Genomic DNA, 19,386 nt, shown 5'->3' with positions numbered 1-19,386 from the left:
CTACAATTTCAACATATCATTTGAAATTTGAATAACTTCATTATTTTTATAATAAACTCTTGCAAGTCTTGGTCCTAAATTAGTTAATACCTCATGTGTTATAGTATTTAAATGCTTTGCTCTACTATATACATTAATACGAGTATCAGAACCTAAAATTACTATTTCATCATTTATATTTACTTTAACAGGAAATTTAACCATCATTTGATCCATACATATAGATCCAACAATTATACCTTCAACACCATTACATAATACAATAGATTTAGTAAGATGTCTTTGAATTCCATCAGCATAACCAATAGGTAGAGTTGCAATATACTCATAATCAGTCTCAGTAGTATAGTTATTAGAATAACCTATTTTACTACCAACAGGATACTTCATTACTTGAGTTATTCTAGAAGTAATTTCTAAAGTGTCCTTTAATTCATATTTTTTAATAGCAATATCTTCTAATGCATTATACATAGCAATACCAACTCTATTTGCAGTAGTAATTGTAAACTTATCAGCAAACTTTAATAAAGAAGCACTATTAGAGCAATGAATATATTCGTATTTAATTTTACTTTCTTTAACTATACTAGCAAATTTATTATATTGTTGCCATAGATAATCTTCTTTATCATAATCTTCAGCAGTTGCAAAATGAGTATAAATACCTTCGATTTTAATCATCTTATTTTTAGATAATCTTTTGATTGCTTCTAAAGTACTATCAATATCATAAAAACCAATTCTATTCATTCCAGTATTAATTTTCAAATGTACTTTTAAACTTTGAACTAAATCTAAACTTTCTAAAGTTTTAACATTATCTAAATTAGCAACAGTTACAGTAATATAATTTTTAGCTGCAACACTATAATCAGAATCTCTTGTAATACCTAAATTAAGAATTTTCATTCCTTTTTGATGAGTTCTAATTGCTAATGCTTCATCTGTAGTAGCAACAGCTAAAGCATCAACATTACTTTCCTTAACAATCTTAGCCATTTCAATCAAGCCATGCCCATAAGCATTACCTTTAATAACAGCAAATAGCATTTTATCTTTAGAACATGTTTCTTTTATTTTATTTAAATTATATAAAACATTATCTACATTTATTTTAACAATGCTATTACGATAATAATTACTCATATTTTTTCTTATATTCAACAAGACCATCTTTGATAATTTTTGATGCTCTTGCAAGTTTGTCACAATCTAATATATATGCAATTCTAACTTGATTAATTCCTAAATTAGATGCATAAAATCCTTGCGCAGGAGTTAACATTACAGTCTCCTTATTTACAGAAAATTCTGATAATAACCAAGTTACAAAGTGTTCAGCATTTTTAACTGGTAAGTCTAATACAAGATAAAAAGCACCTTGTGGTTTAACAAACTTCATACCATCATGATTATCTAACTCATTAAATAAGAAATCTCTTCTATTTTTATATTCATTTTTAATATCAGTTAAAATAGATTGATCCATATTATATAAAGCAGTAGCGCCTACTTGATCAAGAGTAGCAACACATAATCTTGCTTGTGCTATTTTTTTCAATTGAGTCATAAATTCCTTGTTTTTACAAGCAATATTACCAATTCTTGCTCCACATGCTGAGTATCTTTTTGAAATAGAATCAATGATAATAGTGTGTTGATCCATTTCTTTAAAACTTGCAGGAGAGTAATATTCAACACCATCATATACAAATTCACGATATACTTCATCACTAATAATATATAAATCATGTTCTCTAGCAATTTCACCTAACATAAGTAATTCTTTTTTAGTATAAACTGTCCCAGTAGGGTTACCAGGATTAGAGAATAATATAGCTTTAGTTTTGTCATTAATTTTAGCAACAATTTCTTCTTTACTAGGAAGTCTGAAGCCATTTTCTGAAGAAGTAGTAATAGCATTAGGCACAACTTCACAAATATCAAAGAAACTATTGTAATTAGTATAATAAGGTTCAAAAACAATAACTTCATCATTTGCATCAGCAACACTACTTAATACCATAGATAAAGCTTCACTACCACCAACAGTGACAACTATATCTTCAAACTTAAAATTAAGATTAAATCGATCATAATATTTAACCATAGCATCAATTAATTCTTTTTCACCTTCAGTAGAAGAGTATCCTAATATATCTTCATTGAAATTATTAACTGCTTTCCAAAATGCCTTAGGAGTCTTAATATCTGGATCACCAATATTTAGGTGTAAAATATTAATACCCTTATCTTTAACACTTTTTGCAATACCATCCATTTTCCTTACAGGACTTTCTGGAATGTTTGCGATTCTTTTTGAAATTTTCATAAAAGAACCTCCCTTCGTATTAATCATAACAATAATATTATAAAAAATAAATAGTATTTTACTTAAAATGTATCTTTATTATGTTCTTTTTATAACATACTCTAATAATGCAATTAATTCAAAATAGAAAAAATACTTTAATAAACTAATATAAGTAAAAAAAGCATCGAAAAAAGGTTATAAATTATATATATTTTCAATATCTATAATTATAACTAATGAAAGCGTTTACAAATATATACTATTTTCATTTGATATTTTATAAAGTATGTTATATAATGTACATGGTGATATTTATGATAGCATGTATAAAATTCTCAGATATTTTCATAGTTATTAAAGGTGAAAGAGATATTATTAATTCAATCACTTTTAGTAAAGAAAAAATTACTGAAAATTACTCAGATGATAGTGAAGTAGCAAAAGCAAGATTACAGCTTTTAAAATATTTAAATAAGGAACTTATCGAGTTTGATTTAAAACTTAATTTGCAAGGTTCTAATTTTAAATTGTGTGCTTATAATGGAATGATGAGCATACCTTATGGCAACACACTGAGTTATAAACAACTTGCAAAACTAATCAATAATCCAAATGGAAGTAGAGCAATTGGAAATGCATGTAACAAAAATGAATTTATAATAGTTGTTCCATGTCATCGAATCTTAAAAAGTGATGGTGGCTTAGGCGGATATGCACCAGGTTTAAAATACAAAAAGCTCTTATTAGAGTTAGAAAATAATGGAGGATATTATGGATAAAAATTTAGCTTTAGATTTAGTCAGAGTAACTGAAGTAGCAACAATTAGAGCTGCAGAGCACTTAGGTAAAGGTGATAAAAATGCAGCAGACCAAGCAGCAGTAGATGGAATGCGTCGTATGTTTGACCACATCGATGTTGATGGTAAAATAGTAATTGGTGAAGGTGAAATGGATGAAGCGCCAATGCTTTATATTGGAGAACATGTTGGTATTCCTAATGAAAACTCAGAAGAAATAGATATTGCAGTAGATCCTCTAGATGGAACTAATCTTGTTGCAACATTAAAAGAACAAGCAATTGCAGTAATAGCAGTAACACCAAGAGGTAAAATGTTACATGCTCCAGATATGTATATGGACAAAATTGCAGTAGGACCTAAAGGTAAAGGAGTAGTACATTTAGATTTACCATTAGAACATAATATTGTTGCACTTGCAAAAGTATTAAACAAAGATGTAGAAGATTTAACAGTAGTAATGCTTGAAAGAGAAAGACATCAAAAATATGTAGACATTTGTCGTAAACTTGGATGTAGAGTAAAATTAATCAGTGATGGTGATGTTTCTACAGCAATGGCAACATGTTTTGAAGATAGTGGAATTGATTTAATGATCGGAATGGGTGGAGCACCAGAAGGTGTTTTAGCAGCAGCAGCAGTTAAATGTTTAGGAGGAGACTTCCAAGGACGTTTAATTCCAGAAGATGAAGATCAAATTACTAGAATGGAAGGTATGGGATTAGAACTTAATAAATTACTTACTTTAGAAGATTTAGTAAAAGGTGATGAAGTTCAATTTGCAGCAACAGCTGTAACAGATACAGATTTCATGTCAGGTATTAGATTTGGTGAAAATGATACAGCTTGTACTCAATCAGTTGCAATGAGAGCTGAAACAGGTACTGTAAGATACATCAATACATTACACCACTTAAAAAGAAAAGAAAAATATATTATTTAATAATCTAAACGAGAGCTTTTTAGCTCTCTTTTTTTTAACCTTTTATGTTACAATATATTTATGGAGGTGCAATTATGTTAAAAAACAAACTAAACATTACAGATACTTTAAAACTAGCAAAACAGGAGGAAAGAATATCTAAATTAAAAGCAAAACAACTTTATGACACTAATCTAATAAACGAATTAGAAGTTGGAACATTCCAAGGACTATCTAACATACATAAGTATCTTTTTGAAGATATTTATGACTTTGCAGGTAAACTAAGAGATGTAAACATAGCTAAAGATAACTTTCAATTTGCACCTAGAATGTACCTAAAATCATCACTTCAATACATTGATGAACTACCACAATCAACCTTTGATGAAATTATAGATAAATATGTTGAAATGAATATAGCTCACCCATTTAGAGAAGGTAATGGAAGAGCAATGAGAATATGGTTAGATCTAATACTAAAAAAAGAAATAAATAAAGTAGTGGATTGGTCAAAAGTAGAAAAAGAAGACTATCTATTAGCAATGCAAAGAAGTCCAATCAAGACAATTGAAATAAAACATGTACTATCTAATGCACTAACTTCTAAAATAAATGATAGATCTATCTACTTAAAAGGTATAGATTATTCCTACTACTATGAAGGATTTACAGAGTATGTTTCAACTACAATAAAGTAATGTCTGTCTTAGATAAAAATGATATATTAAGTAAGCCATTTTTTTATAATATAAAGTATTATTAATACATTTTTATGTTTATAAATTTTAGATTAAAACACAATATATTAAATATTAATAAACTATGATATTGATACTTGCTAATTTGTAGAACTGTTAGTAAGATATCTTTCATACAAAATTCAAGATAAGTTAACCCTTATCTTTTTTTTATAAAAGCAACATATGATAGTATAATCATAATAACTATAATATTTTAATTATTATATGTATAAAGTTAAAATTATGTTATTATAATATTAAAGGATGTGAAACTATGAGGGATAGTTATAAAAGAGAAATTGATTATGCAAGAATATCACTATTAGATAATTGTAATATGAAATGTTTATATTGTTATGATGAGAAAAATAAGACTAATAACATAATAGAGTATGATAATGTGATAAACATTATCAATGTACTAGACACATTAAAATTTAAAAAAGTTAGATTTACCGGAGGAGAACCATTACTTCATCCAGATATTGAAAAAATAATAGAATATACAAATAAATATACTAGCATTAATGATATTGGTATTACAACTAATGGAATAGGTCTCATTGATAAAGTACAATCATTAAAAAAAGCTGGTTTAAAAAGAATAAATGTTAGTCTTGATTCATTAAAATTAGATAAGTTTAATAGAATTACAAAATCAGATAAATTACCTGAAATTATTGAAGGTATTCTTAAAGCTAAAAGCATAGGATTAACAGTAAAAATTAATGTAGTATTAATGGAAGCAAACAAAAGAGAAATTAAAAGCTTTTTAGAGTTCAGTAAAAAACATGATATTTTAGTTAGATTTATTGAAATAATGCCTTTTTGTAGTAATACTAATTTTTATGATAAACAAAAAATGTCAATATTTGACTACTTTGAAGATATAAAATATCATAAGGCTAATTTTGATACAAGAGAAGTTGCTAAATACTATTACACTGATGATAATATACTATTTGGTATAATCTTACCAATAAGTACTAATATATGTAGATCATGTAATAGAATACGCTTTACTAGTGATTTAAAAATTAGAACATGTTTACATAATAACATTGAAGTTGATTTAAGTGACTGTATAAATAATCCCAATAAATTAGAAAACATAATAGTAAAATCACTAAAAGAAAAACCAGCAAAACATGAATTACTTAATGATAAATTATCACAAAGATCGATGAATAAAATAGGTGGATAATTCCTTTATATATAACAATTGTAATTAATAATTATAAATAAGTTAGTTAATAGATTATTTATTAAGGATAAGTTATTAAAATGATACATATAATTAATAAAATTATAACATTATGTTATAATTGTTACATATCACAATGGAAGGAGTGTTATTATGAATTCATACAATGGAAAAGTACTTAGAATAAATCTTGAGACAAAAGTTATTACTAAGGAACCATTAGATCAAGAATTAGCTAAAAAGTATATTGGAGGTAGAGGATTAGGAACTGCAATGTTAATGCAAGAAATTGATATTAAAGTAGATCCTTTATCAAAAGATAACAAGCTAATCTTAATCACAGGACCATTATCAGGTACTAGAATATCAACAGGTACTAGGTATATGGCAGTAACAAAGTCGCCACTAAACAATTTAATCGCTAGCTCTAATAGTGGTGGTATTTGGGGATCAATGCTAAAATATGCAGGTTATGATGCTATCATATTAGAAGGAAAGGCAGATAAACCAGTATATATCGATATTGATGATGAAAGTATTAGTATCCAAGATGCTAGCAATGTTTGGACTAAAACAACTGAAGAAGCTACTAATATTATTAAAGAAGAGCTAGCATATAAATCTAAAGATAATGCCTTTGTAGCACCAAATTTAAGAAAAAGCACCTCTGTTTTAGCAATTGGACCAGGTGGAGAAAATCTTTCAAATATGGCTGCAATAATGAATGAAGTAGATAGAGCAGCTGGTAGAAGTGGTGTTGGTGCTGTTATGGGATCTAAAAATCTTAAGGCAATAGCAATTACTACTAATCAAAAAGAAATTCCAACTTTTAATAAAGAAGAATTTAGAAAGCTTATTGGAAGTAGTGCAAAGACATTAAAGGACCATCCGGTTACTGGTGAGGGATTACCAGCTTATGGAACTGCTGTTTTAGTTAATATTATCAATAGTGTTGGATCATTTCCTACTAATAACTTCTTATTAGGAGAATTTGATAAAGCTGATGATGTTAGTGGTGAAACAATGGCAGAAAAATATTTAACTAAAAATACTTATTGTCATCACTGTACAATTGGTTGTGGAAGAGAAGTAAGAATGAAAGATAAAATAGTTGGTGGACCAGAATATGAAACGCTTTGGGGCTTTAGTAGCGATGCTGGTATAAGCGATTTAGAATCAGTAATAGAAGCTAACTTTTGGTGTAATGAAATGGGATTAGACACAATATCTGCTTCAAATACAATAGCATGTGCTATGGAACTATATGAAAAAGGCTTGATAAAAGAAGAAGAAGTAGATGGAGTACCATTAAAGTTTGGAAACTCAGAAGCAATTATTGAATGGGTAAAAAGAATGGGAACATCATACAATGAATTAGCTATTGAAATGGCTAAGGGTTCAAAATCACTAGCTCTTAAGTATGGCGCACCAGAATTATCAATGAGTGTTAAAGGATTAGAAATACCAGCTTATGATCCAAGAGGAATACAAGGAATAGGTCTAAACTATGCTACAAGTAATAGAGGAGCATGTCATGTTAGAGGATATACAATTTCACCAGAAATTTTAGGAGCACCACAATTAGTAGATCGTACTATTACAGAAGGAAAAGCAGATTTAGTAAAAGTATTCCAAGATTTAACAGCTGTTATAGATTCTTTAGGAATTTGTTTATTCACATCATTTGCTTTAGGAGCACCAGACTATGCTTCAATATATAATGCTGCAGTAGGAGAAAACTTAAGCGATGTTGAAATATTAGAAATTGGTGAAAGAATTTACAATTTAGAAAGAGAATTTAATAGACTAGCTGGAATGTTACCAGAAGATGATAATTTACCAGAGAGATTAACTAAAGATGCCTTGAAAAATGAAGCATCAAAAGATATGGTAAGTAGACTAGATATTATGCTTCCAGAGTATTATGAAGCAAGAGGTTGGATAAATGGTTTTCCAACACAAGAAACATTAAAAAGACTAGGTATTGATATCTAATGATTGAGGTTAAACTCTTTGCTAGCTTTAGAGTCAATAGAGAAAAAATAATGTATATAGAATATACTGAAAATATGAATATCAAAGATGTTGCCAAAAAATTAGCTATTAATGAAAAAGAAATTGCAATTTCATTAATAAATGGAAAACATGCACCTCTAGATTCCATTTTAAAAGACAAAGATAAAGTATTTTTATTTCCACCAGTAGGTGGAGGTTAAAATGAATACAAGATATTCAAGAAATTACAATACCATAAGTATTGAACAACAAAAAAAGCTAGCTAAATATAATATCTTAGTAATAGGATTAGGTGGTTTAGGATCACATATAATAGAAGGTCTAACAAGACTAGGTATACAAAATATTGGAATTTGTGATTATGATGTCAGTGAAGAATCAAATATAAACAGACAATTATTAGTGTTTGAAAATAATTTAAATCTGCCTAAAACTAAACTAGCTACTCAGCGTATTTTAGACATAAATGGTAAGTGTAAAATAAAAGTATATCAAAAATTTTATAATAAACAAATTCAACAAGATCTACATGAATATGATTTAATAATAGATTGCTTAGATAATAATATAGTTAGCAACCAATTACTTGAAATATGTATTAAAGCTAATAAGAATATTATCTATGGTAGTATTGCAGGTGATTATGGTTATGTAGGTGTTATAAATAATGATAACAATATATTTAATTACTTGAATTATAATTTAAAAGGAATTGAAAATATGGTAGGAAACCCATATTACATTGTATCTTTAGTTGCAAGTATTCAATTAAAGCTAGCTTTAAAAGTATTATTTAATGAAAAATATATTAAAAAAGGATTTTACTATATTGATTTAAAAGAATTAAGTATTGAAAAAATCACCTTTGAATAAATTTGTCTCCGAGTTTAATATTCTAAGTCAAAAGATATGAATATTAAACCGTTAGGGTTATATAAGAAATCATATAGCCTTCCATTGTGAAAAGGAGATTTTAACATTTTAATTATGTTAAAGTCAATAATAAATCAGAATAAGGGGAATTTCAAAATGAAGAAATTAAATAAATTAATTGTATTAATGTTTATACTTTTTTTAACTGCATGTTCAAGTTCAACACCAAATGGTGATACTATGATGGCAACAACAACAAGCTTAAATGATAGTGGATTATTAGATGCATTAAAACCAGAATTTGAAAAATCAAAAGGTGTTGATCTAAAATGGACTTCAGTAGGTTCGGGTGAAGCCATAAAATTAGCAAGAGAAGGTGAAGCAGCCTTACTGCTAGCACATAGTCCTGCTGATGAAAAAAAATTAGTAGATGATGGTGTATCATTAGGTAGAACAGAAATAATGTATAATAACTTTTTATTTGTAGGCCCTAAAAAACTACAAGCAACAAATCTAAAAGATGCTGTTAAAGAAATATGTGATTCTAAATCATACATTAGTCGAGCTGATGATTCAGGAACACATAAAATGGAAATTTCATTGTTTAAAGAATACTGTAATGGAAAAAATCCAACAAACTATACTGAAGCAAATGATGGAATGGCAGCAACGCTACAACTAGCATCCGAAAAAAAAGGCTATACTTTAGTTGATTATGCAACATGGTTAGAGCAACAAGACAAATTAGATTTAGTAGAAGGTTACTACAATAAAAAAGATTTAGTTAATACATACTCAATTCATTTAATTAAACATGAAAGTCTAAGCGAAGAAGAAGTAAATAATGCAGTGGCTTTTAAAGAATGGTTACTAAGTAGTGAAGGATTAGAAATTATTAAAAATTATGGAATAGATAAGTTTAATAAACCAGTATTTACTCTAGTAGATGGATTAGAGTAAATTTATGTTAGAAATAATCTTACTTACATTATATGTAAACATAAGTTCTACTATTATTGGAATGATAATAGGATCTTGCCTAGGATATATCATCTATTTAATGAAAAAAAGCAAAGTTAAAAAACTTATTATTTATATAAATAAAACACTAATGGGTTTACCTCCAGTAGTATTAGGATTATTTTTGTTTATGTTGTTAAAACGTAGTGGTTCATTAGGTTTTTTAGAAATATTATATACACCTACATCATTAATTGTAGCGCAAACATTATTAATTATACCTATTGTTTCAGGAAACGTTTATCAGCTTTTAATATCAAAGGGTGAAGTTTTATTCTTCACTCTTGATATGTATAAAGCTGATTTTTTACAGACAATAAAAATATGCCTTAAAGAATTTAGAAATGATTTAGTTTTTATATTAATATTAGGATTTTCAAGAGCAGTATCAGAAGTAGGTGCAGTAATGATAGTAGGTGGTAATATAAAACATCACACTAGAATAATGACAACAGCACTTGCAAATTTAAAAAGTATGGGCAACTATGAAGAAGCAGTGAGTTATGGAATGTTATTATTAATCATTTCATTTGTAATACAATTTTTCTTAAGCAACTTAAGCAAGGAGATAAATAATGAAAATTTTTAATCTAAAAAGAAAATATAAAAATTTTGAATTAGACATTGAAATGCTAGAATTAAAAGATAAACAAATAAACTGTTTAATAGGAGATAATGGTAGTGGAAAATCAACACTTTTAAAAGCTATAATAAAAGATGAAAACACTATTTCAAGTAAAACACTAATGTTACAAAAACCATATATCTTTAAAGCAACAGTTCAAGAAAATTTAGAGATTATCAAAAAATTAACAAAAAGTGAAATTGATATTATTGAAATATCACAAAAACTAAACCTGTTTGAGTTACTAAAGCAACAAGCTTTAACACTTTCAGGAGGACAAAAACAAAGATTAGCATTTGCTATGAGTATCATTAGTGATCGTGATTTAATATTACTAGATGAACCGTTTAATAATGTCGATTTAAAATCATTAAATTTAATGCTTTCACTACTAGAAAATTTAGATAAGACTATCTTATTAGTATCCCATAAAATACTTTTATCTAAAAAAATAGGTGAACATTTTATTTTAATAGAAAACGGTAAATTAAACCTTACTGGAAATAAAGAAGAATTTTTTAATCAAGATAATAAAACAATATCTTTAATGATAGAAATGGAGTAACAATGAAACTACTAAAAGTAAGCAGTATCGATAGTATGCAAGAATACTGTATACAATATTTAAAACAAAATATCAAAACAGAAATTATTGATATTAATGATCTAAATAATAGAGTGTTGTCAAAAGATATTTATGCAGCTGAAAACATTCCACAATTTAGAAAAAGTAATGTTGATGGTTATGCAATAAAAGCTTATATTTCAAATGGAGCCACTGAAAATAATGCTATACCATTAAAACTTGTTGGTAGAGTCAAAATAGGAGAAAATACTAATATCAATATGCAAGATGAAGAGTGCATCTATGTTCCTACAGGAGCTATCATACCAAATGATGCTGATTCAATGATTATGATAGAAGATACAAGCATGGTTGAAAATAGTAATATAGTTTTAATAAAAAAAGCCGTTTCTATCAATAATAACATCAGTCAAATAGGACAAGATATCTCATTAAATGAACAGATTTTTAAAGTTAATCATCAAATAAATGAAAGAGATATTGCAATACTTGCTAGTTTAGGTATAAATAAAGTAGAAGTATATAAACAATTTAATGTTAGTATAATATCATCAGGTAATGAATTAGTAGAAATAACAGAAAGTGTAACTGATTCAAAAATACGTGATGTTAATACAATACTTTTAAAAACATTATTAGAAAAAAATAACTTTATAATAAATAAAACATTATTGATAAAAGATAATTTACATGATTTAGAAAAAGCCTTAAATAACAATAGTGATATTATAATAACAAGTGCAGGTAGTTCAAAAGGAGAACATGATTATACTTTAAATGCAATTGAAAATGTTAGTAAAAATATTTTAATAAATGGAATATCTTTAAAACCAGGTAAGCCATCTATCTTAGCTCAAACTAAAAAACAATTGTTTATAGGCCTACCTGGAAATCCAGTATCAGCATATATAGTATTACTTTTAACACTAATTCAAGCTAAAAAATCATTATTATGTAATAATAATAAATCAAGAATTAAAGCTAAATTAAGCAGTAATTATGCAAGTGATCCTGGAAAAACAAATATATTACTAGTTGAACTAGAAAAATATAATGATGAAATAATAGCCAAACCACTGTTTTATCGCTCTAGTCAGGTAAAAATATTAGCAAAAGCTGATGGTTATGTAATTATACCTATAGCTAAAGAAGGATTAAAATTATTAGAAGAAGTTGAGGTGAATTTATTTTGAGAAATACATATCTAAAAACAGTAGATTTAGACAATGTCATGGAGCTATATCTAAATAGAATAAAAAACATTAATGTTTTAAAAACAGAAATCATCAACATAAAAGATTCATTAAATAGAATTACATCAAAAGCAATATATGCTAAAATATCATCTCCAAATTATAATGCTAGTGCAATGGATGGTATAAGTATAGATGCTGCACTTACAGTTGATGCTAGTGAAAACAATCCAATTGTCTTAAAAGAAAAAGATTATAAATATGTTGATACGGGTGATGTAATTAAAGATAATCACAATGCTGTTATCATGATAGAAGACCTTCTTAAAGATTATCAAAATAATATAACTATAATTAAACCTGCAAGTTATTTCCAGCATATTAGAATAATTGGTGAAGATATTACTCAACAACAGATGATAGTTGCTAGTAATCATCAAATTAGAGCAGTTGATATTGGTTCAATAATCGCTTCTAAAAATGAGTATATTGAGGTATATAAACAGCTAAATATTGAAATATTACCAACAGGTGATGAAATAGTCGATGTAGGTATTAAAAAAATGGATCCAGGAATGATAATCGACTCAAATTCAATAATGATTAAAAGTTTATTAGCAGAAATGAATTTAAATTCTAATATTAATCCTGTATGTAAAGATAATAAAGCAGACTTAAAACAGACTCTAACTAGTTTAAGTAAAGAAGCTGATATAATTATAATAAATGCTGGAACAAGTGCTGGAAGTGAAGATTATACAAAAGAAGTAATAGCAGAATTAGGAGAAGTAATAGTTCATGGAATAGCAATTAAACCAGGAAAACCTGCAATTCTAGGTGTAATAAATAAAACAATAATAATTGGACTTCCAGGATATCCTGTATCTGCATATATCGTTTTTGAACAAGTATTAAAACCATTGTTAAATAAGCTATACAAACAAAATATCTATCAAGAAAAAGCTCTTGTTACCTTAACACAAACAATTTATTCATCACTAAAACACTTAGAGTTTGTTAGAGTAAAAATAGGTAAAGTCAATAACAAACTTATAGCAACACCATTATCACGTGGAGCAGGAATTTCAATGTCACTTGCAATGGCTGATGGTATTATCACAATACCTAAGAATAGTGAAGGTTACCATAATCAAGAACAAGTAGAAGTATCTTTACTAAAACCATTAAGAATGTTAGAAGAACAATTAATAATAATAGGATCTCATGACATTATACTTGATGAGATGCAAGACAGTGCCAATATACAAGAAATTTCTTTTAATATTTCATCTAATCATGTAGGAAGTTATGCTGGATTATTAGCATTAAAAAATAAAGAATGCAATATAGCTCCAATACATATTTTAGATGAAGATGGAACATACAACATTAATGTAATAAAAGAGCTATTTACTGAAGAAATGGTTTTAATTAAAGGAGTAAAAAGAAGACAAGTACTTGCCTATAATCTAGAAAACAATAAAAACATTACAGGTATTAAATCATTAAAAGACAAAAGTGTTAAATATGTAAACAGACAAAAAGGTTCTGGTACTACTATATTATTTGAGTACTTATTAAAACAAAGCGATATAAAACTTCAAGAAGTTAATGGTTATGATTTTGTGATGCCTACTCATTTCAATGTAGGAGCTGCAATCAAAAATAATACTGCTGATACAGGATTATTAATAAAAAGTGTAGCTGATATTTTAGCTTTAGATTATTTAGAAGTAATGTCTGAAGAATATGATTTTTTAATATATAAAAGTGATCTTAATAATCTTGGTATTCAAAATTTTATAAAAGTACTAACAAGTGATAACTTTAAAGAAAAAATAGCTATTTATGAAACATATGATGTAAGTAATACAGGAAAATTAATATACATAAACGAGGTACTATAATGGAATTCACACATTTAAATAAAGATGATCAAGTATATATGGTAGATATTTCTAAGAAGAAAGAAACTAGTAGAACTGCAAAAGCTAGTGGAAAAATCTACTTATCAAAAGCTACAATTAATAAAATATATGATAATGACATGCCTAAAAAAGATGTTATAACAACAGCAGTAATAGCTGGTATAATGGCAATTAAGAAAACATCAGAATTAATACCAATGGCTCATAATATTTTAATAAACAGTTCAAATATTGAATTTGTTCAACATGATGATTATTTACAATGTATTGCATCAGCTTCAACAACAGGTAAAACAGGAATTGAAATGGAAGTTATTACTGGAGTTAGTATTGCTTTAGCAACTATCTATGATATGGCTAAAGCAGTAGATAAACATATGGTAATTAGTGAAATACATTTAGTAGAAAAAACTGGTGGCAAAACAGATTTTAAAGAAGGGGAGAATAACAATGGCTAAAGTAAATGCAATTAATATTTCAACAGAAAAAGGAACAATTAAAAAGACAATTAAACAAGGTAATTTTATTGAAAATCATGGTTTAGAAAATGATGCACATGCTGGTAAGTGGCATCGTCAAGTTAGTCTTTTAGGACAAGAAAGTATTGCATTGATGGAAAAACAAGGTGCTATAGGTTTATGTTCTGGAAAATTTGCCGAAAACATTACAACTGAAGGTATCGTATTATATGAACTTGCAATAGGGACAAAACTAAAAATAGGAGAGTCGATTCAAGAAGTAACACAAATAGGAAAAGAGTGCCATCAAGGTTGTGAAATTATGAAACAAATAGGCAGTTGCATTATGCCAACTCAAGGAATTTTTACAAGAGTTTTAAAAACAGGAATAATTAAAGAAAATGATACAATTGAAATATTAGGGTTAGATTATAATGTATAATGTAACCCTAATAACACTAAGTACTAGAGCAAGCAATAGTGAATATGAAGATAGTGCTGGAGCTTTTCTTTTATCACTTTTAAACAGTGAAGGTTATGAAGTTGCAGATTATCATTTAATAAATGATGATTATGATAAGTTATTAAATCTGATAAATACTAATACTACAAATAAAGTAAATTTAATAATTACATGTGGTGGTACTGGTCTTACTAAAGATGATATAACCATAGATGTTATTGAAAAGATAATGGATTATGAAGTTAGAGGGATAACTAATGCTATCCATGACTTTAATTTAAAAATATCTACAAATACCATCTTTTCACGCGCATTAGCTGCTGTTAAAGATGAAAGTTTAATAATAACTTTTCCAGGATCATTTAAAGCAATCAGTGAAATAGGACCATACATAATACCATTGTTAAAACATGGAATAGATCATTTAACTAATAAAAAGATACATTAAATAAAAAAAGATTGCGTTTTTAAACACAATCTTTTTTTGTCTTATATTAAATTATTTTGTTGAAGTAATGCATCATAAACATGCTTTGCTAAAATTAATGTAGTTAAAGAACCAACTCCACCTGGAACAGGAGTAATAAATTTAGCTTTATCAACAACATTGTCAAAGTCAACATCACCATACAACTTGCCATCTTCAACATTAATCCCAACATCAATAACAACAGCACCATCTTTAACATGATTTTTAGTAATTAAATGTTTAACACCAGCTGCAGCAATAATAACATCGGCACTGTAACACTCTTTAACTAAATCTTTAGTATGAGCACGACAAATAGTAACAGTAGCACGTTCATTCAACATCATAATAGATAGTGGTCTACCAACAGCCATTCCAGCACCAACCACTGTAACATTTAAACCTTTTAACTCTAATCCAATATAATCAATAATACTCATTATAGATTGAGGAGTACAAGGTAAAAAGCCTTTCTTTTCCTGTTGCATTAAACGAGCCATATTTACATAAGACATCCCATCAATATCTTTTTCTGGGCTAATAGTTTGAGCTATAATATCGGCATCTAAATGTTTAGGTAATGGTCTAAAAATAATAATACCATTAATAGCTTCATCTTTATTCATTTCATTAATAATACATAACATATCAGCTAAAGAAACATTATCTTCTAAAACAAGAGACTTTGTTTCAATATCAAATTGCATAAACTTCTTAATTATAGAACGTTCATAAGCCATATCATCACCATTATTACCAACTCTAATTAAAGCAACTTTAGGTAACAAACCATCAGCTTGTTTTTGTAATATTTTAATATCTTCTAAAACACGTAAAGAAACATCCTTACCTTTAATAATTTTTTCATTCATAATATCACTTCCTTCACTCATATAAATTTAATTATATACAATAACAAATAATAAGTCGACAACAAAAAAATAAATTTAACTATTTATGATATATATATGTAAGTAAATGTAATAAATTTGATAATGTATGTAAATAGCGTTAATATCATATTATAAATAAAATATGTATAATTTTAGCACTCGTATTAACAGAGTGCTAAATAAGATGTATAATATAAACAGTTAAAAAAAAGAATTACAAAGAGAGGGCGATATTATGAATCCAGAACAATTTACAAACAAAGTTTCCGAAGCATTAATGCAAGCACAAGGCATAGCTATGGAAAAACAAAACTTAAATGTAGACATAACACATTTATTTCTTGCTTTAGCACAAGACAAACAATCATTGCTAAATAGACTACTTGATAGTCTTAATATAAATAAAAACTTATTTGAAACAGAACTACAATACTTAGTAGATGCAGAAGTAACATCTGCTAATCTAGTTGAAAACATGGGAATTTCGGCTAAGCTAAACATGCTAATAATTAAAGCTGATAAAATAATGAACAATATGAATGATAGTTATCTTTCAGTTGAACATTTAATATTAGCAGCATTTGAAATAAATGATAAAAGAATTAAAGACTTGTTTATAAAATTTAATGTAAACAAAAAACAAGTAGAAAAAGTTATAAATAATATTAGAAACAATCAAAATGTTGATAGTAAAAATCCTGAAGAAACAATGGATGCTTTAAATAAATATGGACGAAACTTAGTAGAAGATGCTAGAAGTGGTAAAATAGATCCAGTAATAGGTAGAGATGAAGAAATTCGAAGAGTAATTAGAATACTTTCTCGTAAAACAAAAAACAACCCAATACTAGTAGGAGAACCAGGTGTTGGTAAAACTGCTATTGTTGAAGGTTTAGCACAAAGAATAGTTCGACAAGATGTTCCTGAAGGATTAAAAAAGAAAACTATTTATGAATTAGATATGGGTTCTTTAATAGCAGGAGCAAAATATCGAGGCGAATTTGAAGAAAGATTAAAAGCAGTTTTAAAAGAAATAAAAGAATCAGAAGGACAAATTATTTTGTTTATTGATGAAATACACACATTAGTAGGTGCTGGTAAAACTGATGGAGCAATGGATGCTGCAAATCTATTAAAGCCAATGTTAGCTCGTGGTGAATTACACTGTATAGGAGCAACAACACTAGCAGAACATAGACAATATATTGAAAAAGATCCTGCTTTAGAAAGAAGATTTCAAAAAGTAATGGTTGATGAACCAACAATGGAAGACTCAGTTTCAATATTAAGAGGTCTTAAAGAAAGATTTGAAATCCACCATGGAGTTAAAATTCATGATGAAGCAATAATTGCAGCAGTTAAACTATCAAAAAGATACATCACAGATCGTTATTTACCAGATAAAGCAATCGATTTAATTGATGAAGCATGTGCTACAATTAGAACTGAAATTGATTCAATGCCAACTGAATTAGATGAACTAACAAGAAGAATAAGACAATTAGAAATAGAAGCAACATCACTTAAAAAAGAAACTAATGTTAAAACAAAAGAAAGATTAGAAAACATACAAAAAGAATTAGCTAACCTTAAAGAAGAAGAACAATCAATGAAAGCTAAATGGCAAAATGAAAAAGAAGATATAACTAAAATACAAAAAATAAAAGAAGATATTGAAAAAGCTCGTAGACAACTAGAAAATGCTAAGAATGATGCACAACTAGAAGATGCAGCTAGATTACAGTATGGAGTTATACCAGATTTAGAAAAACAACTATTAGCAGCTGATGTTGAAGAAAAAAGTAATGAAGATAGACTCTTAACAGAATCTGTTTCTGAAATAGAAGTAGCTCAAATATTATCAAATTGGACTGGTATACCAGTTTCTAAATTAGTCAAAAAAGATAAAGAGAAAATCTTAAACCTTGAAGATAGTTTAAAACAAAGAGTATTTGGACAAGAAGAAGCAATTGAAAAAGTTTCAGATGCAATAATAAGATCAAGAGCAAACATTCAAGATCCAAATAGACCAATAGGTTCATTTATGTTTTTAGGACCAACAGGAGTAGGTAAAACAGAAATAGCAAAAGCACTTGCATTAGAACTATTTGATAGTGAAAGTCAAATGGTCCGAATTGATATGTCAGAGTACATGGAAAAACACAGTGTATCAAGATTAGTAGGTGCACCTCCTGGATATGTAGGATTTGAAGATGGTGGACAATTAACAAATGCAATAGCAAGAAAACCATATTCAATAGTATTACTTGATGAAGTAGAAAAAGCTCATAAAGACGTTTTTAATATCTTACTACAAATATTAGATGATGGAATAATAACTGATTCAAAAGGTAAAACAGTCGATTTTAAAAATACTATAATTATTATGACATCAAATTTAGGATCAGAATATTTGTTAAATGAAAAGTTTGAAGAAGCTTCATTAAAAGTAAACGAACTATTAAAAGGATATTTCAAACCTGAGTTTTTAAACAGAATTGATGAAATTGTAATGTTTAATCCTTTATCAGAAGATTTAGTAAGTAATATTATTACTAAATTTATCAATGAAGTTGGAAGTAGACTTGCAGAAGATAATATTAAATTATCAATTTCAGATCATGCTATAAAACAAATAATAATAGATGGCTTTGATCCAGCATATGGAGCAAGACCATTAAAAAGATATATTCAAAAAAATATAGAAACATTATTAGCTAAAGAAATTATCAAAGACAATATTCTTCCAGAAGACAATATAGAAGTAGATTATCAAGATAACAAATTTTACATTAATAAAAAATAATAGTAAGACTCAAGTAGAAAAACAATTTTACTTGAGTCTTTTTTCATTTAATGACATTTGTTATAGGCAATAA

Annotated in this window: 19 protein-coding genes and 1 riboswitch; of the genes, 16 read left to right on the top strand and 3 right to left on the bottom strand. The window is 27.3% G+C overall.

The window, feature by feature from the left end; all coding sequences use genetic code 4:
* Together alr and ACD762_RS05030 are read right to left on the bottom strand one after the other, a co-directional pair.
* Window positions 1-1,167 carry an alanine racemase gene (alr, locus tag ACD762_RS05035; protein ID WP_423362859.1) on the bottom strand — a complete coding sequence of 389 codons (1,167 nt, stop codon included), beginning with the start codon at window positions 1,165-1,167 and terminating at the stop codon, window positions 1-3.
* Window positions 1,142-2,335 carry a pyridoxal phosphate-dependent aminotransferase gene (locus ACD762_RS05030; protein ID WP_423362858.1) on the bottom strand — a complete coding sequence of 398 codons (1,194 nt, stop codon included), beginning with the start codon at window positions 2,333-2,335 and terminating at the stop codon, window positions 1,142-1,144. The genes alr and ACD762_RS05030 overlap by 26 nt, the downstream gene beginning before the upstream one ends.
* Window positions 2,336-2,631: 296 nt before the next feature.
* Between ACD762_RS05030 and ACD762_RS05025 the strand changes: the two genes are divergently transcribed.
* From ACD762_RS05025 to ACD762_RS04955, 15 genes are all read left to right on the top strand, one after another.
* Complete coding sequence (locus tag ACD762_RS05025; RefSeq protein WP_423362857.1) at window positions 2,632-3,096, top strand: methylated-DNA--[protein]-cysteine S-methyltransferase; 465 nt, start codon at window positions 2,632-2,634, stop codon at window positions 3,094-3,096.
* On the top strand, window positions 3,089-4,057 hold the full coding sequence (glpX, locus tag ACD762_RS05020) for a class II fructose-bisphosphatase (RefSeq protein ID WP_423362856.1): 969 nt from the start codon (window positions 3,089-3,091) through the stop codon (window positions 4,055-4,057). Before ACD762_RS05025 ends, glpX begins: the two co-directional genes overlap by 8 nt.
* 71 nt (window positions 4,058-4,128) lie before the next feature.
* Window positions 4,129-4,737 (top strand): protein adenylyltransferase Fic, encoded by a 609-nt coding sequence (fic, locus tag ACD762_RS05015; RefSeq protein WP_423364712.1) that lies wholly within the window; start codon window positions 4,129-4,131, stop codon window positions 4,735-4,737.
* Between the two features lie 316 nt (window positions 4,738-5,053).
* Window positions 5,054-5,983 (top strand): GTP 3',8-cyclase MoaA, encoded by a 930-nt coding sequence (moaA, locus tag ACD762_RS05010; protein WP_423362855.1) that lies wholly within the window; start codon window positions 5,054-5,056, stop codon window positions 5,981-5,983.
* 153 nt (window positions 5,984-6,136) lie between these two features.
* Complete coding sequence (locus ACD762_RS05005; RefSeq protein ID WP_423362854.1) at window positions 6,137-7,978, top strand: aldehyde ferredoxin oxidoreductase family protein; 1,842 nt, start codon at window positions 6,137-6,139, stop codon at window positions 7,976-7,978.
* Window positions 7,978-8,199 carry a MoaD/ThiS family protein gene (locus ACD762_RS05000; RefSeq protein WP_423362853.1) on the top strand — a complete coding sequence of 74 codons (222 nt, stop codon included), beginning with the start codon at window positions 7,978-7,980 and terminating at the stop codon, window positions 8,197-8,199. The genes ACD762_RS05005 and ACD762_RS05000 overlap by 1 nt, the downstream gene beginning before the upstream one ends.
* A gap of 1 nt (window position 8,200) precedes the next feature.
* The gene (locus tag ACD762_RS04995; RefSeq protein ID WP_423362852.1) at window positions 8,201-8,872 is read left to right on the top strand and encodes a HesA/MoeB/ThiF family protein; all 672 of its coding nucleotides are present in this window, start codon (window positions 8,201-8,203) and stop codon (window positions 8,870-8,872) included.
* A riboswitch (molybdenum cofactor riboswitch) is annotated at window positions 8,867-8,985 on the top strand. It overlaps the preceding gene by 6 nt.
* A gap of 43 nt (window positions 8,986-9,028) precedes the next feature.
* Window positions 9,029-9,832, top strand: a complete 804-nt coding sequence (locus tag ACD762_RS04990; protein WP_423362851.1) for a substrate-binding domain-containing protein — start codon at window positions 9,029-9,031, stop codon at window positions 9,830-9,832.
* A 4-nt stretch (window positions 9,833-9,836) separates the two neighbouring features.
* A complete protein-coding gene (locus tag ACD762_RS04985) occupies window positions 9,837-10,481 on the top strand; it encodes an ABC transporter permease (RefSeq protein ID WP_423362850.1) in 645 nt (214 codons plus the stop codon).
* The gene (locus tag ACD762_RS04980; protein ID WP_423362849.1) at window positions 10,468-11,082 is read left to right on the top strand and encodes an ATP-binding cassette domain-containing protein; all 615 of its coding nucleotides are present in this window, start codon (window positions 10,468-10,470) and stop codon (window positions 11,080-11,082) included. Before ACD762_RS04985 ends, ACD762_RS04980 begins: the two co-directional genes overlap by 14 nt.
* 2 nt (window positions 11,083-11,084) lie before the next feature.
* Window positions 11,085-12,311 (top strand): molybdopterin molybdotransferase MoeA, encoded by a 1,227-nt coding sequence (locus ACD762_RS04975; protein WP_423362848.1) that lies wholly within the window; start codon window positions 11,085-11,087, stop codon window positions 12,309-12,311.
* The gene (locus ACD762_RS04970; RefSeq protein ID WP_423362847.1) at window positions 12,293-14,203 is read left to right on the top strand and encodes a molybdopterin biosynthesis protein; all 1,911 of its coding nucleotides are present in this window, start codon (window positions 12,293-12,295) and stop codon (window positions 14,201-14,203) included. Before ACD762_RS04975 ends, ACD762_RS04970 begins: the two co-directional genes overlap by 19 nt.
* Window positions 14,203-14,682 (top strand): cyclic pyranopterin monophosphate synthase MoaC, encoded by a 480-nt coding sequence (gene moaC / locus ACD762_RS04965; protein WP_423362846.1) that lies wholly within the window; start codon window positions 14,203-14,205, stop codon window positions 14,680-14,682. The genes ACD762_RS04970 and moaC overlap by 1 nt, the downstream gene beginning before the upstream one ends.
* Window positions 14,675-15,124: an MOSC domain-containing protein gene (locus tag ACD762_RS04960; protein ID WP_423362845.1), complete on the top strand. Its 450-nt coding sequence runs from the start codon at window positions 14,675-14,677 to the stop codon at window positions 15,122-15,124. Before moaC ends, ACD762_RS04960 begins: the two co-directional genes overlap by 8 nt.
* Window positions 15,117-15,593 carry a molybdopterin-binding protein gene (locus tag ACD762_RS04955; RefSeq protein WP_423362844.1) on the top strand — a complete coding sequence of 159 codons (477 nt, stop codon included), beginning with the start codon at window positions 15,117-15,119 and terminating at the stop codon, window positions 15,591-15,593. The genes ACD762_RS04960 and ACD762_RS04955 overlap by 8 nt, the downstream gene beginning before the upstream one ends.
* A 41-nt stretch (window positions 15,594-15,634) precedes the next feature.
* Here ACD762_RS04955 and ACD762_RS04950 read toward each other — a convergent pair whose 3' ends face one another.
* Window positions 15,635-16,486, bottom strand: a complete 852-nt coding sequence (locus ACD762_RS04950; protein ID WP_423362843.1) for a bifunctional 5,10-methylenetetrahydrofolate dehydrogenase/5,10-methenyltetrahydrofolate cyclohydrolase — start codon at window positions 16,484-16,486, stop codon at window positions 15,635-15,637.
* Between the two features lie 256 nt (window positions 16,487-16,742).
* Here ACD762_RS04950 and clpB point away from each other — a divergent pair, with 256 nt between their 5' ends.
* Window positions 16,743-19,313, top strand: coding sequence for an ATP-dependent chaperone ClpB (clpB, locus tag ACD762_RS04945; RefSeq protein ID WP_423362842.1), 2,571 nt, complete (start codon window positions 16,743-16,745; stop codon window positions 19,311-19,313).
* The last annotated feature ends 73 nt before the right edge of the window (window positions 19,314-19,386 follow it).

Source organism: Mycoplasma sp. P36-A1, assembly GCF_049478495.1.
In the GTDB taxonomy this organism is placed as follows: domain Bacteria; phylum Bacillota_I; class Bacilli_A; order JAJDGJ01; family JAJDGJ01; genus P36-A1.
This window is presented reverse-complemented; position numbering and strand designations above follow the sequence as displayed.